The 24,648-nt window shown below is 50.9% G+C and carries 23 protein-coding genes; 13 read left to right on the top strand and 10 right to left on the bottom strand.

Translation table 11 applies throughout. The features are described 5' to 3' along the window. Position 1: 1 nt before the first annotated feature. From B9A32_RS02090 to B9A32_RS02045, 10 genes are all read right to left on the bottom strand, one after another. Positions 2-1,531 carry a proton-conducting transporter transmembrane domain-containing protein gene (locus B9A32_RS02090; RefSeq protein ID WP_139795677.1) on the bottom strand — a complete coding sequence of 510 codons (1,530 nt, stop codon included), beginning with the start codon at positions 1,529-1,531 and terminating at the stop codon, positions 2-4. Between the two features lie 5 nt (positions 1,532-1,536). Continuing rightward, entirely contained in the window at positions 1,537-2,025 is a 489-nt protein-coding gene (locus B9A32_RS02085; protein WP_084066729.1) for a cation:proton antiporter subunit C, read from the bottom strand. A 2-nt stretch (positions 2,026-2,027) separates the two neighbouring features. Then, on the bottom strand, positions 2,028-2,852 hold the full coding sequence (locus B9A32_RS02080; RefSeq protein WP_084066728.1) for a Na(+)/H(+) antiporter subunit B: 825 nt from the start codon (positions 2,850-2,852) through the stop codon (positions 2,028-2,030). Next, positions 2,849-3,094, bottom strand: coding sequence for a Na(+)/H(+) antiporter subunit B (locus B9A32_RS02075; protein WP_084066727.1), 246 nt, complete (start codon positions 3,092-3,094; stop codon positions 2,849-2,851). The genes B9A32_RS02080 and B9A32_RS02075 overlap by 4 nt, the downstream gene beginning before the upstream one ends. Before the next feature lie 19 nt (positions 3,095-3,113). Next, positions 3,114-3,431 (bottom strand): monovalent cation/H(+) antiporter subunit G, encoded by a 318-nt coding sequence (gene mnhG, locus B9A32_RS02070; RefSeq protein WP_084066726.1) that lies wholly within the window; start codon positions 3,429-3,431, stop codon positions 3,114-3,116. Continuing rightward, the gene (locus B9A32_RS02065; RefSeq protein ID WP_084066725.1) at positions 3,428-3,709 is read right to left on the bottom strand and encodes an MrpF/PhaF family protein; all 282 of its coding nucleotides are present in this window, start codon (positions 3,707-3,709) and stop codon (positions 3,428-3,430) included. The genes mnhG and B9A32_RS02065 overlap by 4 nt, the downstream gene beginning before the upstream one ends. Further along, positions 3,709-4,209, bottom strand: coding sequence for a Na+/H+ antiporter subunit E (locus B9A32_RS02060; RefSeq protein ID WP_084066724.1), 501 nt, complete (start codon positions 4,207-4,209; stop codon positions 3,709-3,711). The genes B9A32_RS02065 and B9A32_RS02060 overlap by 1 nt, the downstream gene beginning before the upstream one ends. A gap of 133 nt (positions 4,210-4,342) precedes the next feature. Beyond that, entirely contained in the window at positions 4,343-6,325 is a 1,983-nt protein-coding gene (locus B9A32_RS02055) for a peptidase U32 family protein (RefSeq protein WP_084066723.1), read from the bottom strand. A 152-nt stretch (positions 6,326-6,477) separates the two neighbouring features. Beyond that, a complete protein-coding gene (locus B9A32_RS02050; RefSeq protein ID WP_170923666.1) occupies positions 6,478-7,362 on the bottom strand; it encodes an IF-2B domain-containing protein in 885 nt (294 codons plus the stop codon). Beyond that, the gene (locus B9A32_RS02045; RefSeq protein ID WP_084066721.1) at positions 7,359-8,663 is read right to left on the bottom strand and encodes an ArsB/NhaD family transporter; all 1,305 of its coding nucleotides are present in this window, start codon (positions 8,661-8,663) and stop codon (positions 7,359-7,361) included. The genes B9A32_RS02050 and B9A32_RS02045 overlap by 4 nt, the downstream gene beginning before the upstream one ends. A 112-nt stretch (positions 8,664-8,775) precedes the next feature. Here B9A32_RS02045 and B9A32_RS02040 point away from each other — a divergent pair, with 112 nt between their 5' ends. The 13 genes from B9A32_RS02040 (at position 8,776) to B9A32_RS01980 (ending at position 24,646) form a co-directional block, all read left to right on the top strand. Beyond that, the gene (locus B9A32_RS02040) at positions 8,776-8,991 is read left to right on the top strand and encodes a hypothetical protein (protein WP_212637588.1); all 216 of its coding nucleotides are present in this window, start codon (positions 8,776-8,778) and stop codon (positions 8,989-8,991) included. Positions 8,992-9,332: 341 nt separating this feature from the next. Beyond that, positions 9,333-11,438, top strand: coding sequence for a DEAD/DEAH box helicase (locus B9A32_RS02035; RefSeq protein WP_232367001.1), 2,106 nt, complete (start codon positions 9,333-9,335; stop codon positions 11,436-11,438). Positions 11,439-11,509: 71 nt separating this feature from the next. Then, the gene (ettA, locus tag B9A32_RS02030) at positions 11,510-13,192 is read left to right on the top strand and encodes an energy-dependent translational throttle protein EttA (protein WP_084066719.1); all 1,683 of its coding nucleotides are present in this window, start codon (positions 11,510-11,512) and stop codon (positions 13,190-13,192) included. An 8-nt stretch (positions 13,193-13,200) separates the two neighbouring features. Beyond that, positions 13,201-14,076, top strand: a complete 876-nt coding sequence (locus B9A32_RS02025; protein ID WP_212637586.1) for a DMT family transporter — start codon at positions 13,201-13,203, stop codon at positions 14,074-14,076. Between the two features lie 213 nt (positions 14,077-14,289). Next, complete coding sequence (locus tag B9A32_RS02020; protein ID WP_084066718.1) at positions 14,290-15,882, top strand: peptide chain release factor 3; 1,593 nt, start codon at positions 14,290-14,292, stop codon at positions 15,880-15,882. 340 nt (positions 15,883-16,222) lie between these two features. Next, positions 16,223-17,308, top strand: coding sequence for a 3-phosphoserine/phosphohydroxythreonine transaminase (gene serC, locus B9A32_RS02015; protein WP_084066717.1), 1,086 nt, complete (start codon positions 16,223-16,225; stop codon positions 17,306-17,308). A 153-nt stretch (positions 17,309-17,461) separates the two neighbouring features. Further along, the gene (gene serA, locus B9A32_RS02010) at positions 17,462-19,042 is read left to right on the top strand and encodes a phosphoglycerate dehydrogenase (RefSeq protein ID WP_084066716.1); all 1,581 of its coding nucleotides are present in this window, start codon (positions 17,462-17,464) and stop codon (positions 19,040-19,042) included. Between the two features lie 167 nt (positions 19,043-19,209). Beyond that, the gene (locus B9A32_RS02005) at positions 19,210-19,917 is read left to right on the top strand and encodes a 16S rRNA (uracil(1498)-N(3))-methyltransferase (RefSeq protein ID WP_084066715.1); all 708 of its coding nucleotides are present in this window, start codon (positions 19,210-19,212) and stop codon (positions 19,915-19,917) included. 20 nt (positions 19,918-19,937) lie between these two features. After that, positions 19,938-20,834 carry a S66 peptidase family protein gene (locus B9A32_RS02000; RefSeq protein ID WP_084066714.1) on the top strand — a complete coding sequence of 299 codons (897 nt, stop codon included), beginning with the start codon at positions 19,938-19,940 and terminating at the stop codon, positions 20,832-20,834. Next, positions 20,835-22,004: a serine hydrolase domain-containing protein gene (locus tag B9A32_RS01995; protein WP_084066713.1), complete on the top strand. Its 1,170-nt coding sequence runs from the start codon at positions 20,835-20,837 to the stop codon at positions 22,002-22,004. A 227-nt stretch (positions 22,005-22,231) separates the two neighbouring features. Beyond that, positions 22,232-23,281, top strand: a complete 1,050-nt coding sequence (locus B9A32_RS01990; protein ID WP_084066712.1) for a rod shape-determining protein — start codon at positions 22,232-22,234, stop codon at positions 23,279-23,281. A gap of 4 nt (positions 23,282-23,285) precedes the next feature. Then, positions 23,286-24,122 (top strand): rod shape-determining protein MreC, encoded by an 837-nt coding sequence (gene mreC / locus B9A32_RS01985; protein ID WP_084066711.1) that lies wholly within the window; start codon positions 23,286-23,288, stop codon positions 24,120-24,122. Continuing rightward, positions 24,119-24,646, top strand: a complete 528-nt coding sequence (locus B9A32_RS01980) for a hypothetical protein (RefSeq protein WP_084066710.1) — start codon at positions 24,119-24,121, stop codon at positions 24,644-24,646. Before mreC ends, B9A32_RS01980 begins: the two co-directional genes overlap by 4 nt. The last annotated feature ends 2 nt before the right edge of the window (positions 24,647-24,648 follow it).

The raw sequence follows: 24,648 nt of genomic DNA, 5'->3' as shown, positions 1-24,648 counted from the left end.
ATTAGATCACCCCTGTCGGTATGGCAAATTGAATGATATTGGTAATTATTGTTCCTGAATAGAGCCCCAGCACAATAAGGGCCATGCAGGCCGCCAGAAACGGCACCAGCATGTCCAAGGGGGCCTCCTTAATGGCAAGGGCCCCCACATGGTGGTGACTTCCGTGGCTGTTTCCATGGCCATGTGCATGGTCTTCGTCTTCGCCAAAGGGTTCAAAATAGGCAATTTCAAACAGCCGGAAAAACAGAACCGCATTGACAAGGGAGCTGAAGATCAGGGCCGCCACAAACAGATAGTTGCCTGCCTGGACCCCGCCGGAAATCAGGTACCATTTGCTGAAAAAACCGCAGGTGGGGGGGACCCCCACAACGGACAGGGCCGCCAGCACAAATCCTGCCATGGTAAAGGGCATTTTGGCAAACAGTCCCTTGAGATCACTGCGGGATTCTCCACCGGTTTTCCAGATAAATATGCCCGCAGCAAGAAAAAGGGCCAGGGTCATGGCCGCATCATTGATGATGTGGAGAATGGCTCCGGATATTCCCAGACGATTTCCAAGAAAAAATCCACCCACCATGTATCCCACCTCGGCAATGATAATATAGGTGAGCATCTTTTTAACGTTTTTCTGGGCCAGGGCTGATAAGGAACCAAACACAATGGTGACAACGGCCACAAGCACAATAAACCCGCTGATATCCAGATGGTCAAAGGTGTACTCCGGTGTGAACACCGTCATGCAGATGCGGATCAGAATATACACCGTGACCTTGGTGGTCAACGGCGCAATGAGCCCTGCCGCCGCCGGTGTTGCCTGGGAATAGGCATCGGGAAGCCAGCCGTGCACAGGGAAAAGGGCCATTTTAACAAAAAGCCCGGTGACACAGATGATAAAGGCAAATAAAATCACCCCGGAGTCCATGAGCTTTGGAATCATGGTGGTCAGTTCCGCCATGTTCAAGGTACCGGTGGCAATGTAAAGGTACCCCACACCCAGCAGATAAAAGGTGGCTCCAATGGTGCCAAGGAACAGATAGTTCAAGGTGGCAAGGGGTGCCCGGGTGTTGCCAAGGCCGATGAGGGCATAACCGGACAGGGAGACAATTTCCAGAAGTACATAAAGGTTAAAAGCGTCCCCGGTGGCGGTCATGCCGATGAGCCCTGCGGTGAACAATACATAAAGGGCATTAAAGGCACCTTGTTTGTCCTTGAACTCCGCATGGATGTTTTTTCTCTGGGCCACAAGATTAAGGCAGGACACCGAAGTGATCACCACAAGCACAATGGCACTTAAGTGATCAATGACATACACAATGCCCATGGGACCGGCCCAGCCGGCCATTCTGTACTCCATGGCAATACCGGTGGTGACCACCTGTATCAACATCAGAACAGCACAAAGCAATGATAATAACAGCGCTGAAACGGCAATGCGAAACGGGGCTTTCTGGTTGAACCAACCGGAACCGGAGGTGACAAGGGCCGACAAAAGGGGGATCACAATGATTAACGCAGGCAGATGACGGGTCATGGGTTTTATCCGCTCCTCAGCTGTTGGTTAATTTCATCTTCCTCCAGGGTGCCATAGGTGTTGTAAACCCGTATGGCCAGGGCCAGGGCCACACCAAGGGTGGCAACACCCACCACAATGGCCGTGAGCATGAGCACATGGGGAAGGGGATTGATATAGTCTGCAACATGGACCGCATTGTGGGCCGCATCCACGGCATGGGCCACAACTTTTTCTGCACCGTGGGCCGCATCCATGGCGTGGGCGCCTGCGTTCTCCGCAGCGTGGCCCACAGGTTCCGGATGACCATGGTGGCGCAGTATGGGAATGGTGGCGCCTTTTTTACACCCAATGGACACATAAAACAGGATCACAGCGGTCTGGAAGATACTCATTCCAACGATTTTCTTGATGAGATTATTTTTGGCAATCATGGCATAAAGCCCTATCATCATGAGGATGATGTAGGCTGCATAATTTGCCTTGGCAAGGACAAGCGAAAATATTGATTCCATAATCAGAGTCCCTCATCCTGTTTTCCGGCGGAAGACAGGTTGTAATAGATCCATATCATCACCGCAGTCACTGCAACGGCAACACCGATTTCCACCACCAGAATACCATGGGACCGGGCCATTACACGATCACCGCCCAGAATGGGTGCAAGGGCGCTGTAGTTTAAAAAAACCTCGCCAAACAGCAGACACAAGGCGCCGGTACCGGCATAGATAAAGACCCCGGTGACACTGAAAAGGGCTGCTGTTTTTTCGCTGAAATTTTTAATGGAGGTTCTTAAGTTATGGGAAATGGCAAACAGAATCACCGACGCTCCCATGATGACCCCCCCCTGGAATCCGCCCCCGGGGCTGTGATGGCCATGGGCCACAACATAGAGGGCAAAAATCTGGATAAAAGGGATGATCAGGCGGCAGGTGCGGCTGATGACAAAGTCATAGGGAACCCAGTTGGCGTCCATGCGTTGGAATACAGCGGAATTTTTTGGATATTTTTCCCCTTCCATGCGAAGAGTCACCCCGGTGGGCTCATGGCGATAATATCGATGGGGTATCTTTTTCCTTTCAATGCGCAACAAAAGAAAACAGGCCAGCCCCGCCGTTAAAATCACCGTGGTTTCAAACATGGTGTCGTAGCCCCTGTAGTCTGCCAGGACCGAAGTGACGATATTGGGTACGGCTGTATCTTCCATGGTGTGCTGGATGAAATAGGGGGATAAATGGGTGGATGCCGGGGATTCCGGGTCCCCCCAGTTGGGGAATTCCATGGCGAAAACCATGAGAAGCACCCCGCAAAGCAGTATGGTCAGTTTCCCAAGAATTTTCAATCTTTGGTCCTCCTTGTTGTGTGAAATACCGCAGCAACACAAAAAACCGTGCTGACGCCGGCGCCCACTGTGGCTTCGGTAAAGGCCACATCCACAGCCCCCATCACGGCCCACGCAAGGCACATGAGAAAACTGTAAGCCCCCAGAAGCAGGGCCGCACTTAACAGGTCCCTTACTTTGATGGCTGCAAAGGCGCATATGATAATCAGTATAAGAATAATCAATTCAACTTGCCAGATCATGGGATATCACCTATGCGGTTTAATTTTTTTTGGTCCAGGGTTTCAGGCCGGCACGAACCCCTGCGTCCACAATGGCGTGGGTGGCTGTGGGGCTTGTGATGAATACAAACACCACAATGAGAATGATTTTAAGGGCAGATAGGAAATTTCCCAGGGTAAAATCGTGGACCACGTACAGGGCAAGACCTGCCATGGAAAGAAAAACGCCCATGGTATCCAGCATGCCTGCGGCATGGAGCCTGGAGTAAAAATCGGGCAGGCGGATCATTCCCAGGGAACCACCTAAAAAAAAGACAAAACCGATAATAATCAACAAAGCAGATATCCAGATTATCATTTCATCTCCTCGCCTAAACCTTTTCTTTTGTGAAAATATCGTGAAGAAGCAATAACGGCGATAAAATTGAGCAATGCATAGGCAAGGGCGATGTCAATGAACATATCCACCCGGTTAAAGATAAAGCCTATCATGATCAAAAGAACCGTGGTTTTGCTGCCAATGGCATTGACACCCATGAATCGGTCCAGGATGGTGGGGCCCATGACGGCCCGGTAAAGCGGTACCACCATTAATATGGTGAGTACCATGGCTGAAAAAAGAATAAAATTGTCCATTATTCACCAAAAATTTTTGCAATCCGTTTCTCCATGTCGCCGGGAAGCGGGGCTGCGGATTCATTGTCAATGGCGTGTATCGCCATATCGCCGTATGTGGTGGCGGCGACGGTGATGGTACCGGGGGTCAGTGTGATGGAGTTGGCAAAGGTGACCAGCCCCATTTGAGACTTGATGGTACTTCTGAATTTGATGATCTGGGGATTGATTCGACTGTTCATATCACGGCTTAAGACCAGGCGGAGTACATGGATATTGGCAAGGACGATTTGCCATAGAAGCCATGGAATATACTTGGAAAACCCAATCCATTGTTTTGCAATGGTGGCAAAGCTGGGGGCCGTGATGAGAAAATCAGCGGCCATCCACGCCACAAGGCTACAGGAAAGAACCCCCAGGGTGAGGTGAAAGGCATCGAATTTTCCGGAAAAAATCATCCAGAAGAAGAACAAGATGAGAAAATTCGTAAAAACAATTGATTTGCGTCGTGTTTTTTTCAAAGTAAAGCTCCATTTAATGGGGTTATGGCACCGGATTACTGAAGCGGAATTACTTACTTATCAACATAGAAAAAATGATGCTCTATGCATATGTAAAAATTACCGAAAGGTCAACCATTTTTTTAAAAAATCATCACAGAAGTGTGAGGTCCCAGTTCCACAATCCCTGCCGTTTCTTTAATGAAATTTCTTTGTTTACAGGCTCTTCCATGGTGAAAAAATGGCGGTATCCTGCCTGGTATAATGTCTCTTTCACCGGGGTTAAATTTAATCGCCAGCCGGGAAAAACCCAATGGTTATTTTCCCGGCGGGAAATCCATGATGACTCCCCCATGGGGCTTAAAAACGGTGAATCCGGGGAAATATCCGGGGAAATAATCCGCGATATGGCAAGGGGCCAGTTGCCTTCAATGACCACCCCCAGGGAAAGGGATGTCACAGCCGGCAGGCACAAAAAATCTTCCCGGGTCAGTTCCGGGCTGACAACGGCACCGGAAAAGCCCATTTTTTCCAGCCATGCCAGGTGGGAGCCATTGGCAATATTGCAAAAGGGACCGGCCCAGACATTGAGTTTGGCCGGGGTATCAAAAAGGGCAATCTGCCACGGGATGTTTAATACAAAATGCCGGGCATGGCGTTGCTGTGCAATCTCAATGGCCTGTTTCAGCTCTGTTTCCTCTTCGGGCCAGAGCACCGGAGGAAGAAACCACCAGGTCTGTTTGAGTTTTTTACCGGTTTCATTTTTCACAGCCTGGAGGGTGAGCCACCGGGCAGGGGTTCCCTGGGTCCGCCCCTTGGGTGGGGAGCGAAAAAGGAAAATTTCCCGGGGCCGGTCCGGCGGGGGCTGATTTTTTTTGCGTTGGGGGGTGGATTTTTCCCCGGCATCCCCGATCATGGGGGATATGTCCGGGGAGCTGAATTTTTCCAGGGTGGTGGATAGATCCCGGATCAGCGCATTGACTTCGGGTTCCCGGCGATCCACAATGAACACCGGTGTGCCTTTGCCGGGCTTGATCCCTTTGCCCGGTTTCAGCACCAGTTTGCCTTTTTTGGGCATGGAACGGGTGACGCGTTGGATAAAATGTCCCCGGTCATCCTCATATCCAATGCGCAGCAGATCCCCCTGTAACAGGGGCTCTCTTGTGATAAAATGGATGTTTTCCCCTTTTTTCACCCGGCCGATGAACAGACCGGACCCGGTTTCTGTGTCTTTTTGCAACGGGCTTTGGGGTCGCTGGGACAACAGATTGTAATGGGTGGCAGGTCTTCCCATGGCATACTCAAGAAAGGAGAGGGCAATTTTTTTCTTTTGGGGATCATGGCCGTGGTCCCGGAGCATTTTATATGCTTTCACCGTGTAAAACACATAATGGGGACTTTTTTTCCTGCCTTCAATTTTCCAGGTGGTCACCCGGGGAATCTCTTTTAACACCTTGACCAGCACATCTGCGGAAAGGTCAAAACAGGAAAAATAGCGCTGGCGGTTATTTCCCTGGCGGTACATGCGTCGACAGGGTTGTACACAGCGTCCCCTGAGGCTGCTGCGTCCCCCGAACCAGCTGCTCCAATAGCATCTTCCTGACACCCCGTAGCACAGGGCCCCATGGATGAATGTTTCAAGGTCCAGATCTTCAGGGGTGTTTTTTGCCATGGTCTTGATTTCATCAATGCTGAGCTCCCTTGGCAGCACCACCTTGGAAATACCCATTTTTTTTGCCGCTTCAAGTCCCCCGGGAAAGGTGCAGTTGGCCAGGGTGGACAGGTGCAACTCTCCTTTGAAACCGATCTGTTTAGCCATGGCCGCCACCCCCGGGTCCTGGATGATCAGGGCATGGGGGTGCACATATTTATTGAGCTTGGTTAGCAGGCGCCGCACCTTGTCTTCTTCTGCATGTTTCACAAGGGAGTTAAAGGCCACATGGACCTTGACACCTTTGGTTCTGGCCAGGGCATTTAAGCGGGAAAGGGCTTCCATGCTGAAATTGCCGGCTTCCATGCGGGCGGAAAAAATTTTAAGGCCGCAGTAAACCGCATCAGCACCGGCGGCAACGGCCGCCAAAAAGGTGTTTTCATCTCCGGCAGGGGCCAGAATCAGGGGTTTGTTCTTTTTGCTCATTTTATGCCCTTTGCCGTTTGTTTAAGGTTCATGTGAAAAACCTGGAGTTTACCTGTTTTGACTTTAATAATCAATGATTTTATTTAAAAAAATACCCGTGCCACAAAATTGCGGCGCGGGTATTTTGATCATTGGTGTGACCTTCACCGGTATCAGCCGGCAGTGGCATCCTTTGAGGTTTCACCGTTTTCAGTGACAATGTGATTGATAAGGTCCAGGCTCACAAGGTCATGGGAGTGGCTGGTGATGGAAAAATCCATGTTTGCACTGTGGGTGTCTTCCTCTGCCTCATAGATATACTGATCTGTTGAGGTCCGGTGGGAGTAGTGCAGGGTATTGGCAAACAGATGCACGGGGATGCCGTTTAAGTGGCACAGACTCACAGTGCCCGCCGTACCCGATGGTGCCACAATTTTTCGATCCGAAGTGATGGTCAAGGCCCCCACAAACATTTTGGTGGCCCGGTCAATGTGATGGCTCAGGTCATAGGCCGGGGTGACAATGTGGTCAATGTCGTTGTCCCGCAGGGCCTGGATGATCTGGCGGGTTCTGTCCCGGTTGTGCTCCAGAATCACCACCTCAAAACGTTTGTTCCATTTTTCCTTGGCCTGGACAAGGATATCGGTCACCACGGAACTGGCAGAATGGACAATGACCACATCGTGGTTATTGATGAATTTCAAGCCGTTTTCCGTTACCTTGGCCGCATTGTCCTGGAACTGCCGGATTTTATCTTCAAGGCTTTTAATGGCGGTTTCCCGGATCTCTTCCAGACTCTTTTCCGGTGTCATAACCGCTTCCATTTCCTCCTCAAACTGTTCCAGCAGATGTATCAGGGGAATGATTTTGGGCTGGGAGCTCTTCAGGGCCTCGGCCAGTTCAAAATAAAGGGGTTGCAGTTCTTGCTTTGTACATTGCAGCTGGCGGATGGATTCAATGAAGCTGTTCAAGGACAGCACTGTCATCCGGGCAATACCCTGTACATCGCCAAGTTCTCTGAGCAGTTTGTACATGTTTTGTCTATTTTTATCATTCATAGGGATATCCATAGATAGAGGGTGAGAAATGCAGAGGCAATCATCAATGTGATGATGGTGATGGCCGCACTGTCCTTCATGAACTCAAGAAAGCTTATGTGCACACCTGCCTGTTTGGCCATGCCCACGGAAACAATGTTTGCCGAGGCCCCGATCATGGTGAGGTTGCCGCCAAAGCACGCCCCCAGGGCCAGTGCCCACCACAGAATGTTGTTGGGAATGGGGTTCACTTCCAGCATGAGGTGAACAATGGGGATCATGGTGATGGTAAAGGGAATGTTATCCAGAAAACCCGATACAATGCCGGACACCCACAATACGGTTAACACCATGATATATGGATTGTCGCCAATGCGTAAAAATACCTTGTGGGCCACCCATTCAATGACGCCCTTGTGTTCCAGAACACCCACCAGGATGAAAAGACCGGCAAAGAACAGCAATGTGCTCCACTCCACCTCTTCAAGCATGTGTTCCACATCCACACCGGAGATGGTGAACAATACCATGGCCATGAAAACCGCCACAACACCCGGGGACATCTTTGTCACTGTCTGGGTGACAAAGAGTAAAATGGCAATGATAAGACAGCTCAATCCTTTGACCAGAAGTTTTTGATCAATGCGGGTGTTGAGAAATTCCACCTTGATTTTTTCCAGCAAAAGCTGAACAGAAAAAAGCTTGGCAAGGTTATTGTCAATGGGTTTAAATTTATCCCGGTTGGTGAACCACATGAAAAGCAGGGTGGCAAAAAAGGAAATTATCACAGGGATGATAAGGTTGCCGATGAACTGATTAAAGGTCAATCCCACCTTGGAGCCAATGATGATGTTCGGCGGATCACCAATGAGTGTTGCCGTGCCGCCCACATTGGAAATCACCGCCTGGCTGATGACATATATTTTGGGGTCCAGTCCCATGCCCCGGGTGAGCTCAATGATGATGGGAATGATGATGAGCACCGTGGTGACATTGTCCAGAAATGCAGAAAGCACTGCTGTTACAACGGAGAACAGGATTAAAATTTTCAGCGGGTTTCCTTTGGTCATCTCTGCAATTCTTACAGAAAGGATGGAAAAGAACCCTGATTTTCTGAGCACGGCAACAATGGACATCATGCCCAATAACAACATGATGGTTTCAAAATCAATGAGGGCTGCCGCATGGTGCTCATCCACAACGTGCATGATCAAGAGAACCATGACGCCCAGAAGCGCAGATACTGCCTTGTTAACCAGTTCAAAGGTTATCAGGGCATAAACAATTAGAAACACAATGATGGGTAGTGTTGCACCTTCCATGACAATTCCTTTTTTGAAAATTCCCCCCAGAGGCAATCTGCCGCTGTGGAGAACAGTCAGTTAGAGGTGGTTAAACCGTTGAGTGAAATTCAATGGTACGTTTAAAAAAATAATGCCCGGAACCGTTGGTTCTGTGTGGAAAACGCATCATCGAATAAAACAGAAGTTGGAGGGATTCATCGCAATATGGGCAGCATCCCGCAAGGGTGCAGAAAAGTGCAGCGGTGGGGGGCTTGATTTTTGTGCTTTTGTCCATGTCAATCCCGGTATGGAAGCGTATGCCAAAAGCGTGGTGCCGGGTAAACACCCCGGCCACCAGATAAAATAAGCCCGGCCCACGATTTCTGACCCAGATTCATGGTGGCCGAATATTGTAAAAATTTCCTCGTAGTACATTAACCGTGGCAGAGCATTTGAGCTGTAAGAGCATAATGTAAAACAGCCTCAGATGCCCACACCGGGAAACCCTATAGCCTAAAAAAAAGTTAAATGCAATGATGAGGATGATTTATTTTATGAGACGCCGCCAAGGTAAGGGCCGGGATTAAATCCCAGTGTTGGTGTGTAGTTTTAAAAAAGCTTTTTATCTGCTTGGAAGCAGCCCTGTGGGGTTAAAAAAAACATGCTGGAATCTTGCATACTTGGATGAATTGTGGTTTTATCCTGTCCATGGAAAAAAAAAGATATCATCGTGGAAAAAAACGAAAAAATAATAGAGGCGGCTTTGGCCCCATGAAGCCCGGGGCAGACAGCTCACTTAAACCGGTATTTAAAAAAATCGGTGTACCCCCGAGCCGCCCCTTTACCCCGGACCCCTTTCAGGAAGAAGCAGTAAATGCCATTGCCCAATGGGATTGTCTGGTCACAGCCCCCACCGGGGCCGGAAAAACCTGGATTGCCCAGAGCGCTGCCCGGGCGGTCCTGGAAAAAGGAGAGCGGGTGTGGTATGCAACGCCCCTTAAAGCGTTGACCAACACCATCTATGCCCAGTTTATAGATGCCTTTGGCCGGGATAAGGTGGGAATACTCACCGGCGATAAAAAAGAGAACGGGGATGCCGATATCATCATCGGCACCACAGAAATATTAAGAAATCAACTCTATGATGCCATGCACACAGGGGAGGATATTTCCTGCAGCCTGGTGATCCTGGACGAGGCCCACTATCTGGGGGATGCCGAACGGGGGGTGGTGTGGGAAGAGACCCTTATTTATATGCCCCAGCGGGTCTCTTTGCTGTTGTTGTCCGCCACCATCGGCAATGCAGATCACATTGCAGGCTGGCTTGAATCCATGCGGGGAAAACAGTGCCGGGTGATCCAGGAAACCAAACGCCCGGTGCCGTTATTTCCGCTGTTTTTTCATCCGTCGGGCACCTTGCACCCCCTGTTAAAGAAAAAAGGGTCCCGGGCCAAAAACATGGTGCACAGAAATGTCATGGAGTACATCAAAGCCGGGCAGTTTCCAGCCATATCAAGGCCCGGGCGTCTGCCCCTGTTTGGTGAAATCTTAAAGGTGCTAAGGGCCCATGATCTGTTGCCCGCCATTTTCTTTTTAAAATCCCGGGCAGACTGTGACGGTGCCATTGGGCTTTGCAATGGAAAGGTGCTCCGCCAGGATCCCAAACGAAAGGCCCTTCTTGCCAGGAGAATTGATGAACTCATTGGGGATAATCCCCATCTTTGCGACCATGAACAGCGCATGCACATGGAAAAATTCGGGGTGGGTTCCCATCACAGCGGTCAGTTGCCCGCCTGGAAGGTGGTGGTGGAAACTCTTATGTCCGAAGGGCTGTTGGATGCCATGTTTGCCACCTCCACCGTTGCCGCCGGGGTGAATTTTCCCGCAAGGAGTGTGTGCATTTTAAATTCCGATCGATTCAACGGGGCATCCTTTCTTCCCCTGACCGCCAGTGAGTTCCAGCAGATGACCGGCAGGGCCGGACGGCGGGGCATGGACAATATCGGGTTTGCCATTGTTCTGCCCGGTAAGTTCATGGACCTTAAACATGTTGCAAAGATGGTGACAGCTCCCCCCATGGATGTGAGCAGCCAGATAAAAATAGATTTTTCCATGGTGCTCAACCTGTTGTTGTCCCACACCCCCCCCCAGATCCACGAGCTTTTGGAAAAATCCTTTGCCTCCTATCAGATCTCCCTGGGGAAACAGGGTCGCCGGGCCAGAAAAGAGTATGGCTATGATTTGAAATTTTTGTGGCAGGATTTTCTGGCCCATCTGGCCTTTCTAAAGGAGGAGGGCTTTGTCACAGAAAAAGGCACCCTCACCGAAGACGGGGAGTGGACCTCCCAGCTGCGCATGGATCAACCTTTGATGGTGGCCCAGTGTCTGCGCCAGGGATTGTTGCCGGATCAAGATCCGGTGATGCTGGCCGCAGTGATGGCAGCCTTTGTCAACGAAAAGGTGTTTGATGATGATCTTGCCTCAAGCCGTCGTGTTCCCAAACGCTTAACCAGGGAATTTGCAAAGCTGAGGGAAAAGCTCTCCCCCTTTGCAGAACGGTTGCTGGAGGGTGGGTTTTCCGCCCCCAATCTCTATCTTCAGCCGGCCCTTCCCGTGTTTTCCTGGGCCATGGGGGTTCCCTGGGACCAGGTGGTGGAAGAATCGGTGTTTGCCGAAGGGGATCTTGCCCGGTTGGTTTTAAGAACCGGAGAAAATTTGCGACAGCTTTTCGGGGTCAGTGACACCTTTCCCCGCATTGCAGAAAACAGCAGGGAGGCCATTGACATGATTTTTCGGGAGCCTGTTATTTATTAGACTGGGTACCCAGCACCCAGCACCTACTTTGTATATAAGAAAAATATAGATTAATATAGGAGTTTAACGTTATGTCGGAAGATACAAAAAAAGTCATTTACTCCATGATCAGAGTGAGTAAATTTTATGATAAAAAACCGGTGCTGAAAGATATCAGCCTGTCCTATTTTTACGGGGCCAAGATCGGGGTTCTGGGTCTTAACGGGTCGGGTAAGAGTTCTCTTTTGAAAATCATGGCAGGCATTGACACAGAATACAATGGCGAGACCATCCTTTCCAAGGGTTTTTCCGTGGGGTATCTGGAGCAGGAGCCCCTTTTGGACGAAGATGCCACAGTGCGCCAAATTGTGGAGCAGGGGGTCCAGGACACCGTGGATCTCATGAACGAATACGAGGCCATCAGTGAGAAGTTTGCCGAACCCATGTCCGATGATGAGATGGATAAACTCATCCAGCGCCAGGGGGAACTCCAGGATCAGCTGGATCACCTGGATGCCTGGGATCTGGATGCCCGTCTTAAAATGGCCATGGATGCCCTTCGCTGTCCTCCGGAGGATATGCCGGTCAATGTGATCTCCGGTGGTGAGAAGCGCCGGGTGGCCCTTTGTCGCATGTTGCTCAAGCAGCCCGATATTCTTCTTCTGGATGAGCCCACCAACCATTTGGATGCCGAATCCGTGGCCTGGCTGGAGCACCATCTGGGTCAATACCCCGGCACCGTCATTGCCGTCACCCATGATCGTTATTTCCTTGATAATGTGGCCGGATGGATTCTGGAGCTGGATCGGGGGGAGGGTATTCCCTGGAAGGGGAACTACTCCTCCTGGCTGGAGCAAAAGGGCAATCGTCTGAAAAACGAGGAAAAGCAGGAGAGCAAACGCCAAAAAACCCTGGAACGGGAGCTGGAATGGATCAAGATGTCCCCCAAGGGCAAGCGTTCCAAATCCAAGGCCCGCCTGAGTTCCTATGATCAATTGTTAAAGCAGGACACCAAGGACCGGGAACGGGATCTTGAGATTTTTATTCCCCCGGGACCCCGTCTGGGGGACAAGGTGGTGGTGGCAAAGGGTATTTCCAAGGCCTTTGGGGAGAAACTTCTGGTGGAAAATATGGAATTTATCATCCCGCCGGGGGGTATTGTGGGGGTGGTGGGACCCAATGGGGCGGGAAAGTCCACCCTGTTTAACATGATCACCGCCAAGATATCACCGGACAGCGGTACCATGGAGCTGGGAGAAACTGTGAAACCCGCCTATGTGGACCAGGAACGCAATGTCCTTGATCCGGATAAAACCATCTGGGAGGTGATTTCCGGGGGCAATGACACCCTGCTTCTGGGGGGGCGGGAAATCAACTCCAGGGCCTATGTGTCCAAATTTAATTTTTCAGGTTCCGATCAGCAGAAAAAAGTGGGGGTACTGTCCGGAGGCGAGCGCAACCGGGTACACCTGGCCAGGATGCTAAAAGAAGAGGCCAACCTTTTGCTTTTGGATGAGCCCACCAATGATCTGGATGTCAACACCATGAGAGCCCTGGAAGAGGCCCTGGAAAATTTTGCAGGCTGCGCCATTGTCATCAGCCATGACAGATGGTTTCTGGACAGAATCGCCACCCATATACTGGCCTTTGAAGGGGACAGTCAGACCGTGTTTTTTGAGGGGAGTTATTCCGATTATGACAAAGATAGAAAAAAACGGCTGGGTATAAAAGGGGATCAGCCCCAGAGAATTAAATACCGCCAGCTCACCCGGTAGGACATCCGGTGTCCTTTTCCATAAAATCAGCCCTGGCCCCCATGGTGAAGCCGGGGCTCCGGGATGTGCACCTGGCTGTTTTTCTGTTTGGGTTTTCCGGACTGTTTGGGAAGTTTCTCCTGTGCAGTCCGGTGCTCATTGTGTTTGGCAGAACAGTGTTTGCATCCCTTTTTTTATTGCCTTTTTTTCTCCGAATCCGCCGGGATAATACCGTGCCCATGGTCATGTTTCTGGCCCAGGGGGCGCTGTTGGCCCTTCACTGGTGCACCTTTTTTATCTCCATTCAGATTTCCACCGTGGCCATCGGGCTTTTAACCTTTTCCACCTTTCCCCTTTTTGTCACCTTTATGGAGCCCTTTTTTTTCAAGGAGACCCTGGCATTTAAAAATTGTGTGATATCCCTTGTGGTGTTTGTGGGGCTGGTCCTTGTGATCCCAAGTTTTGATTTTTCCCGGGAGCCTGTGCAAGGGGCCATGTGGGGGGTGGCATCGGGGTTCACCTTTGCCCTTCTGGGGCTGGTGAATCGAAAAAATGTAATATCAGTGTCGCCCATTGCTGTTTCTTTTTATCAAAATTTTTTTGCGGCATTGTTTCTGCTGCCCTGGACCGTGTGGTTTGTGCCGGGCATCTCCTTTCCCACCCCCGGGGAGCTGATGCTGCTCATGCTTTTGGGTGGGGTGTGCACGGCCCTTGCCCATTCGCTGTTTATAAAGGCCCTGGTGCACATTAAAACCCGCACCGCCGGGGTGATCACAGCCCTGGAACCCTTGTACGGCATTTTAATGGCAATGATTTTTCTGGGGGAAATTCCCGGATGGCGCACCGCATTGGGGGGCGTTATTATCATCGGAGCCACCCTGGTGGCCATGACAGGTCGTGATTAAACGGGATATTAATTGCGCAAAACATCAATTTTTGGATGGAAAAACTTTTATAATCACCAAAATTATGAATTATATCCTTATAAGCCAAAGGGTTGCAGGTTTGATGAATTCCGTGGCGGCCTGGAAATTAAAAGAATTAATTTATTGAAAAAAGCCCGCTTATGGACTATATAAACGGGCTTGGTTCTACAATACAACATTTTTGAGGAATCCATGAAAACAGATCCACACACGGCAAAGGAGACGGCAAAACGCCGCACCTTTGCCATTATCAGCCATCCCGATGCCGGAAAAACCACCCTCACGGAAAAGTTGCTGCTTTTTGGGGGGGCCATCCAGCAGGCAGGGGCTGTGAAGTCCAGAAAAACAGAGCGCAAGGCCACCAGTGATTTTCTCTCCATTGAGCAGGAAAGGGGAATCAGTGTCTCCTCCTCGGTGATGAAGTTCAATTATAAAGGATTTGAGATCAACCTTCTGGACACCCCGGGTCACAAGGATTTTTCCGAAGATACCTACCGGGTGCTCACGGCCGTGGACTGCGCCGTGATGATCATTGACAGTGCCAGGGGGGTGGAACCCCAGACCCGGAAATTAATGGAGGTGTGCCGCATGCGCAACACCCCCATCATTACCTTTATTAATAAACTGGACAGAGAGGGCATGGAGCCTCTGGATCTCTTTGCCGACATTGAAGAAAAACTCCAGATTGAATGCACCCCCATCACCTGGCCCATTGGCATGGGAAAAAGGTTCCGGGGCGTGTATCACCTTGATACAAAACAATTGGGGCTTTTCTCTCCGGGTTACTCCCCCCGGGACGGGGACGGAGTGGTGATCGATAACCTGGATGATCCCATCCTGGACCGGGAGCTGGGGGAGCAGGCCCGGGAATTAAGGGACGATGTGGACCTGATCCAGGGGGCTGCAGATCCCTTTGACATGGATTACTATCTCAAGGGGTCCCAGACCCCTGTTTTTTTTGGCAGTGCCATTAACAATTTCGGGGTCCGGGAGATGCTTGACTCCTTTGTTCAAATGGCCCCGCCACCCGGGGTAAGACAGACCCTTACCCGGGAGGTAAAACCCGAAGAACCGGGATTCTCCGGATTTACTTTTAAAATACAGGCCAACATGGACCCGGCCCACAGGGATCGCATTGCCTTTTTCAGGATCTGTTCAGGTAAATTTAAAAGGGGTATGAAGGTGCGTCACCACCGCATAGGAAAGGATGTGATCATTTCCAATGCCACCATATTCATGGCCCAGGAGCGCAGCAATGTGGATGAAGCCTTTCCCGGTGATATCATTGGCATTCATAACCATGGGACCATCAAGATCGGGGATACCTTCACTGAAAAAGAGGAGCTTAAATTCACGGGCATTCCAAGCTTTGCACCGGAACACTTTCGGCGGGTGATTTTAAAAAATCCCATGAAAACCAAGGCATTGCAAAAGGGGCTCACCCAGCTGGCAGAAGAGGGAACCATCCAGGTGTTCCGGCCCCGCATTAACAACGATTATATCATGGGGGCGGTGGGGGTGCTGCAGTTTGATGTCACCATGGCCCGTTTAAAGGCGGAATATGGGGTGGACGCCGGATCTGAGCCGGTGGATCTTTCCGTGGCCCGGTGGATCACCTGTGACAATGAAGAGATGAAGAAAAAGTTTATTAATCAAAATGCCGGCAGCATTGCCGTGGATTCAGAAGGGTGGGTGGCCTTTTTAACCACCAGCGAGTATCAGCTGGGGTTTGCCATGGAAGCGTGGCCTGATATACAGTTTCATAAAACACGTGAATATAACTAATTCAAGGGTCTTGAAGTTTTTTGATATGAAAAGGTAGTGTTCAAGTATCCTCAGCAGAGCCCCCCGACGGGCAATGGAAACCGGCCCATTGAGCTGTCTACAGTTCCGGCCGGGCCCATTGCCCGTCGGGGGGCGGCATATTACCGTTTTCAATATTCGTTGTGGGCAGACCGAGGTTAGAATAAGGTCTGCCCACGGCAGTTATAACCATTTAAAATAATTGGTTCCCATAAAATTAATTTTTGGGATCTGGTTTTAATTATTTCCATGGGTTAACCAAAGCCACAGCAACGCAATCGGAGGACTTATAACCCATGAAAAACCTAAGGAGAATTGTGTCATGACCGAAGAACGAATTTTTAACTTTAATGCAGGGCCTGCAGCCCTGCCCCTGCCGGTGCTCCAGGAAATCCAGGCCTCTTTTCTTAACTTCAAGGGAAGCGGCATGTCCATCACCGAGGTGAGCCATCGCTCCCCATGGTTTGATGATGTCATCAACGATGCTGTTGACCGCACCAAACGCCTGCTGGGTCTGGATGAGCGCTATCATGTGCTCTTTCTCCAGGGCGGCGCCAGTCTCCAGTTTGCCATGATCCCCATGAATTTTCTGGGGGAGGGTAAATCTGCCGACTATGTGAACACCGGTACCTGGTCCACCAAAGCCATCAAGGAAGCTGCCATACTTAACAAGGCCCACAATGTGGTTGCCTCCTCCGAGGATAAGAATTTTTCCTACATTCCCAATGACATCTCCTTTAATGCCGATGCCGCCTATGTTCACATCACCTCCAATAATACCATCAAGGGAACCCAGTGGGAAAGCTTTCCCGACACCAACGGCGTGCCCATTGTGGCGGACATGTCTTCGGATATTTTAAGCCGTCCCCTTCCCATGGATAAATTCGGCATGATCTATGCCGGTGCCCAGAAAAACATGGGGCCGTCCGGTACCTGCATGGTCATTGTCCGGGATGACCTTCTGGCCACAGCAGAGAAAGATCTGCCCTCCATGCTGAAATATGACACCTTTGTATCTAAAAATTCCATGTACAACACCCCGCCCTGTTTTGGGGTATACACCATCCAGCTGGTGCTTAAGTGGTTGGAACAGGAGATGGGCGGACTGGAAAAAATGCAGGCCCACAACGAAAAGAAAGGGGCCATGCTCTATGAATTCATGGATGGCAGTGATTTTTACCGGGCCACGGCAGAAAAGGGCAGCCGTTCTTTGATGAATGTCACCTTCCGTCTGCCCACCGAAGATTTGGAAAAAGAGTTCATTGCGGCAGCCACCCAAAAGGGACTGGGGGGGCTTAAGGGTCATCGCTCCGTGGGCGGATGCCGGGCATCCATCTACAACGCCACCACCATGGCTGCTGTGGAGGCCTTGATCGATTTCATGACTGCTTTTAAGAAAAAACAATAAATCATGAGGCTCTCCACCTTAAAAACGGTGGGAACGCCATCACGCATATAACCGCCACGGGCGGATCGCATTTTGACCTCGGTCTGCCCTTAACGAACCATGAAAGCATGCGCAGGTTTGCCTGCACTTTCATGTGAAAAGGAAACCATTGAGATGAAGGTTCTTGTAAGTGATAAACTGGGGGAAGCTGGACTTGATATTTTCAGGAATGAAGAGGGCATTGAGCTGGATGTAAAAACCGGTCTTGCCCCGGATGAACTCAAAGCCATAATCGGAGAGTATGACGGCCTTGTGATTCGAAGTGCCACCAAGGTAACCGATGAAATCCTGGGCGCTGCCACCAATTTAAAGGTGGTGGGCCGGGCAGGCATCGGCCTTGACAATGTGGACATCCCCAGCGCCACCAAACACGGCGTTGCCGTGATGAATACCCCCGGAGGCAACACCGTCACCACCGCCGAGCACAGCATTGCCATGATGATGGCCCTGACCCGGAATATCCCCCGGGGAACATCCACCCTTAAGGGGTCATTGTGGGAAAAGAAAAATCTCCAGGGTCGGGAGCTGTTCAATAAGGTGCTTGGCGTCATCGGATTTGGTAATATCGGTTCCATCGTGGCAAGCCTTGCCCAGGGATTGAAGATGCAGGTGATTATCTATGATCCTGCGGTGACAGCAGAGCACATTGAAAAGCAAGGGTTTGAAAGTGTTTCCCTGGAAGAGCTTTACAAACGCTCTGACTACATCACCATCCATGTGCCCAAAATTGAAAGCACCACCCATCTTCTCAATAAAGAGACCTTTGCCATGATGAAGGACGGTGTCATGGTGATCAACTGTGCCCGGGGCGGTATCATCCAGGAGCAGGATCTCTATGATGCCATCATGTCCGGCAAAGTGGCCGGGGCTGCCCTTGATGTGTTTGAGGTGGAACCGCCGGTGGATAACCCGTTGCTGGAACTGGACCAGGTCATTGCCACTCCCCATCTGGGTGCTTCCACCCAGGAGGCCCAGACCAACGTGGCTGTGGCGGTTGCCAATCAAATCATTGCCTATCTTAAGCACAACACTGTCATCAATGCCGTTAATGTGCCCTCTGTCACCGGTGAGCTGCTGAAAAAACTACAGCCCTATCTCTACCTGTCCGAAAAGATCGGTGCCATGCATGCCACCATGGCCAAGGGTCCCATCAAGGAAATTTCCGTTGAATATGCCGGTAATTTTCTGGATCTGGATCTTAAGCCGGTGACCCTGGCAGCGGTGAAGGGAATTCTTTCTCCCATGGTGCCGGATGAGGTTAACTCTGTGAATGCCAATGCCATTGCCGGGGATATGGGTATTAAAATTTCCGAGATTGCCAGCCAGGAAAGTGCCCATTACATTAATTTGATCCGCATCCGGGTGGTGTACGAAAATGATACCAATTTGATTTCCGGAACCATTTTTGGTAAAGATGATGCCAGAATCATCCGCATCAACAAGTTTCGCCTGGAGGTGATCCCGGAAGGTTATCTCTCCTTGATTCACAACAAGGATGTGCCGGGGGCCATCGGCAGCATTGGTACCTGCCTTGGGGAACATGACATTAACATTGCCCGGATGATGGTGGGTCGAGAGGATGACGGGGATCGCAATATCATTTTTATCCGCACAGATACACCGGTTCCGGAAAATGTGTGCCAGGAGTTAAGCGCCCTTGACAAGGTGCACTCCATCATCAATTTTGAACTTTAAGCAGGCCCTTAAGGTGGGCGCATGCCCGGCTTCCTGACATGTTATTTTAAAATAACGGCCAAGGGTGGACCGTATTGTGATCTCGGTCTGCCCACAACAAAGCTTACATACGCCCCTGATTCACGGAGTATTTCATATAACGGGCATCCTGGATCTCTCCCCCATTTATGAACCTTATTTTATTATTTAAAGAAGATTATATCGAGCCGGGAGTGGTGCGCCTTGGGGGCCGTCGCATGACCCACATAAAAAAGGTTCACCGGGCCGGGGTGGGGGATATGCTCACCGTGGGGATGATCAATGGAGATATGGGAAGTGCAAGGGTTCTGGAAACAGCCCCTGGTTATGTGGATATGGCTGTGATCCTGGACACGCCTTCTCCGGCCCCTTTGCCCCTGACCCTGGTGCTGGCACTGCCCCGGCCCAAGATGCTCCGGCGGATTTTGCAGACTGTGGCCTCCCTGGGGGTGAAGGAGATTTATCTTATCAACACCTGGCGGGTGGAAAAATCCTTCTGGTCCAGTGCCCTGCTGGAGCCGGACCGCCTGGAAAATGAGTTGGTCCTGGGGTTGGAGCAGTCCCGGGACACCGTCATGCCCAAGGTGCATCTTCGGCGGTTGTTTAAACCCTTTGTTACCCGGGAGTTACCGGAAATTATCCAGGGAAAGATGGCCTTCACAGCCCATCCCGGTCCCTGGGATGTGTGCCCCCGCTCTGTTTCCAAGCCCTGCGTACTTGCCATGGGGCCCGAAGGGGGATTCATTGAACGGGAGGTTGCCACTTTTTTGGACATCGGCTTTAAAACAGTGAGTCTTGGGGAGCGTATCTTGCGCCTTGAAACTGCGGTGCCCTATATCATTTCCCGTCTTTATTGAAAAAGGAATCCCGTTTTAAAATGAGCATTTCATCGCCTTTTACTCTGTTGCCGGGGGATACCATTGGTGTTTGTGCCCTTTCAGGGAGCTTTGATCCCGATATTTTTGCCCGGGGGGTAAAGGTGCTGGAACAGATGGGGTTCAAGGTGCATGTGCCCCAGGAACTTTTTGCCTCAAAACGATATCTTGCCGGTGACGATGAACACCGGGCAGATATTTTCCATGGCCTGGTGTCCAGAAAGGGGATAAAGGCAATCATGTGCGCCCGGGGAGGGTTCGGGGCCATGAGGGTATTGCCCTTTCTGGATTTTGACAAGCTCCGGGAATGTTCCAGGCCCCTGGTGGGATTCAGTGATGTCACCGCCGCCCTTGTCACCCTGGGGCAACGGGTGAATTTCCCGGTGATCCACGGTCCGGTGGTCACCTCCCTTGCCACGGCTGCACCTGCCACCCGGCAATCCCTTTTTGGGGTGTTAACCACCCCCTGGCATGGGCTTTTCCCCGTTGCGCTGAAAAATGGTATTACCTTGACCCCGGGGAGTGCCCAAGGGTTTTTTTACGGAGGCAATCTTGCCACCCTGTGCCATTTGTGCGGTACACCGTTTCAACCGGATTTGGCCGCAACAATTCTTTTTCTGGAAGAGATCAATGAACCCCCATACAAAGTTGACCGCATGTTGACACAGATGGCCCTGGCCGGGTTTTTTCGGGGGGTAAAAGGGGTGGTGCTGGGGCAGTTTCAAAACTGCGGGGATGAAAAGATTGTCCATGAAATCTGCCATGAACATCTGGGGCACCTGCCCCTGCTTGCCGGAATGCCCTCGGGGCACCATGCTGTGAATTTGTCCCTGCCCATGGGGGTGCCTGTTTTAATGGATGCGGATAAACACTGTCTTTCCTGGGCAGGGAGGGGATAGATGGCCATTGATGCGCTTATGAGGGCCGGTGTCCGGGAGGGTGTGTTTCCCGGAGGCGTGCTTCTGGTTTCCCGGGGGGAAGAACTGCTTTTCCACAGGGCCTATGGCCAACAGAGCCTTTTTACCCATGATCCTGTGACACTGGATACTTTTTTTGACCTGGCCTCCTTGACCAAACCCCTTGCCACGGCCCTTGCCGTGGCCACCCTTGTGGACAGGGGCTGTCTTTTTCCGGACCGCCCCCTGGGTTCCCTGGTGGATTGCGGCAAAGATGACCATAAAAAAGTGATCACCATTGATCAATTGCTTCGCCACACCGCCGGCTTTCCGGCCCATCGTCCCTTTTATTTATCACTTGTAAAAATGCCCCGGACCCATCGCAGGCAGGCCCTGCGACAGCAAATCATGGCAGAGCCGCTGATTCATCCCCCCGGAGCCGGACAGGTATACAGCGATCTTGGGTACATGGTATTGTCATGGGTTGTGGAGTCCATCACCGGGTTGCACCTGGATCGGTTCGTGAAAGATACTTTTTTTGACCCCCTGGGGCTGGATCTGTTTTTCAGGCCCCTGGGGGAGAGTGATGTTTCTCCGGGGCCGGAGCAACGGTTTGCCGCCACAGAAAAATGTCCCTGGCGGGGCCGCATACTCACAGGCGAAGTCCATGATGACAATGCCTGGGCCGTGGGAGGGGTTGAGGGTCATGCCGGGCTTTTTGGCACGGCCCGGGCCGTGGGAAAGCTGCTGGTTTACATCCTGGCGGCCCTTAAAGATACATCCATCCCACACCTCCCGACACCCAAAACCCGGCACCCAGTACCCAGAATCCAAAATCCGGCACCCAGCACCCAGAACCCAAAACCCAGAACCCAACATCCATTTTCCCCCATCCCCGGAAGGGTTCTCAGGGAATTTGTAAAAAAAGAATCCCATGCAGAGCGGGTGGCCGGATTTGACACCCCGTCTCCCAGGGGGTCCTCGGCCGGTACCGGCTTTTCCCCCGGGGCCCTGGGTCATCTGGGCTTCACCGGCACCTCCTTCTGGATGGAGCCTGACTCCTCCGTTATTGTGGTGCTGCTCACCAACCGGGTCCACCCCTGCCGGAACAATATTAAAATAAGACAATTTCGTCCCCGACTCCACGATGCGGTTATGGAAACGGTTAAATAATTTGAATCAGTGAAGTTACCCTTGTAAATTGTTGCTATTTCTGTTAGCAGGTATTGGTTAATCTTTATTTTTACTCATGAGTCCGAAGTTCTCATTTCTCATACCGCATGGGATATGTTCAATTTCAAAGAAACACATTATGTGGCATCAAACTGGAGAGCTTATGACTGACGAGATTTTTACATGTGAATTCAATTTAAAATATATATCCATGGGGAAGAGGTAATATGAACCTGATAATTGATTCTGTTCTGGGCGTGTTCTCAAGTGATCTGGCCCTTGATCTGGGAACTGCCAACACACTTGTATATGTTAAAGGTAAAGGCATTGTACTCAGCGAACCCTCTGTGGTGGCTGTGCGCAACGATCCAAGGGTGGGCAAGAACAGGGTCCTTGCCGTGGGGCTGGAGGCCAAGAACATGCTGGGCAGAACTCCGGGGAACATCACCGCCATCCGACCCATGAGGGATGGGGTGATTGCCGATTTTGAGGTCACCGAAGCCATGCTCAAGCACTTTATCAGAAAGGTTCACAACAACCGGAGAACCATGGTCCGGCCCCGGATTGTCATTGCTGTACCATCGGGGATCACCCAGGTGGAAAAAAGGGCTGTACGGGAATCCGCAGAGCTTGCCGGAGCAAGGGAAGTGTTTCTTCTGGAAGAGCCCATGGCAGCGGCCATAGGGGCCGGTATGCCTGTGACAGAGCCCACCTGTAACATGATCGTGGACATTGGCGGGGGCACCACCGAGGTGGCAGTGATCTCCCTTGCCGGTATTGTTTACAGTCGATCCATCCGGGTGGCCGGGGATAAGATGGACACCTCCATCCGCCAGCACATTAAACGAAAATACAACCTGCTCATTGGTGAAAGAACCGCTGAAACCATTAAAACCACCATCGGCAATGCCTATCCTGAGGCGGACAGTATTGAGACCATTGAGGTAAAGGGCCGGGATCTGATTTCCGGTATTCCCAAAATTCTCACCATTGATTCCGAAGAGATCTGCCTTGCCATTTCCGAACAGATTGAAGCCATTGTGGAAACCGTTAAAATTGTGCTGGAACAGACACCACCGGAGCTTGCCGCGGACATTGTGGACAGCGGCATTGTCCTCACCGGTGGGGGAGCCCTTTTGAAAAACCTGGACAAACTGCTCAGGGAAAAGAGTGGTCTTCCCATCATTGTGGCGGAAGACCCCTTGACCACGGTGGCACTTGGGTGTGGAAAATCATTGGATTCCCTTGAAATTCTCAGAGAGGTGGTCATCGACTGATGCCATGTTTTCAAAACGATTTGTCTTTTTGATTCTTGCTGTTTTTGTTGTCCTGGCCAACCTTGTGTATCTGGCCGTGGGCAGTAAAGGCGGTGTGCCGGTGAGCCGTCTTGAGCGCCTCACCATTGCCCTGGTGGCACCCTTTCAAATGGCGGTGACCCGCACAACAGACGCGGTGCAGGATGTGTGGGCCGTGTATTTTGCATCGGTGTCCGCAGCCAGGGAAAATAAAATGTTAAAAAAAGCCCTGGCCCTGGCCACGGCGGATCAGAACCGATGCCGGGAGCTTGCCCTGGAAAACCAGCGGTTGAGAAAATTTATTTACTTTAAACAAGCTGAAGCACAAATCATGGTGGCGGCCAAGGTGATTGCCCGGGACCCCTCCCCGTGGTTCAGCACCATGATGATAGACAAGGGAAACCAGGACGGGCTGTGCAAGGGGCTTCCTGTGGTGGCGGCCCAGGGCATTGTGGGGCAGGTGGTGGCTGTGGCCGGACGATACAGCCGGGTCCTTCTCATCACCGATCGCAACAGTTCAGTGGATGCTTTGGTGCAAAGTACCCGGGCCCGGGGAATTGTCCAGGGAGATAACACAGAAACCTGTTTTTTTGACTATGCCCTGAGAAAAGAGACCGTCACCGTTGGGGATGACATTGTGGCCTCCGGCCTGGATCAAATTTTTCCCAAGGGGGTTAGCATTGGAAAAGTGGTGGATGTGAAAAAAGAAAATTCTGATCTGTTCCAGCATGTCCGGGTGAAAACCAGTGTGGATTTCAATACCCTGGAAGAGGTGCTGGTGTTTGTAAAGCAAACCGGACCCACAGAAGATGTTCGCCCATGAATGCACTTTTTTATCTGTTTCTCTCCCTTTTCCTGGTGATTGTTCAAACCACCCTGGTCCCTGAAATTGCTTTTTTAAACTGCTGTTTTGACCTTCTCATTGTTAATGTTCTTTATGTCAGCCTGTTCACCTCCCATGGTATTTTTATTCTTTATGTGGTGGCCCTGGGCTGGACCATGGATTGCCTGTCCGGTGTTCCTTCCGGTTTTTATATCTCTTCATATGTGTGGATTTATCTTTTTGTATTCATGCTCAGGCATGTGATTCATGCGGGGAATTTTATTTTTATCCCGGTGATCAGTGCCGGGGCCGTTGCCATGGAGCATGGGTTCTTGATTTTTACCCTTCTGGTGAAACAGGACGGCTGGTTTTTTTCCACCGCAGATATTGTGTTCATGGGTAAACAGATCGTGGTTGGTTTTTTTATGATTCCCCTGTTGTTGGTGGTGGTTAATAAATGTAAAAAAGGCTGGGATAAAAAAATCCAGCGTGTGACAGGAAGAAAAATGGGAATCAGGGGGTAGGG

Origin of the sequence: Desulfocicer vacuolatum DSM 3385, assembly GCF_900176365.1 — a bacterium.
Lineage (GTDB): Bacteria > Desulfobacterota > Desulfobacteria > Desulfobacterales > Desulfobacteraceae > Desulfocicer > Desulfocicer vacuolatum.
The sequence above is the reverse complement of the archived record's forward strand: the minus strand, read 5'-3'. Positions and strand labels throughout refer to the sequence as shown.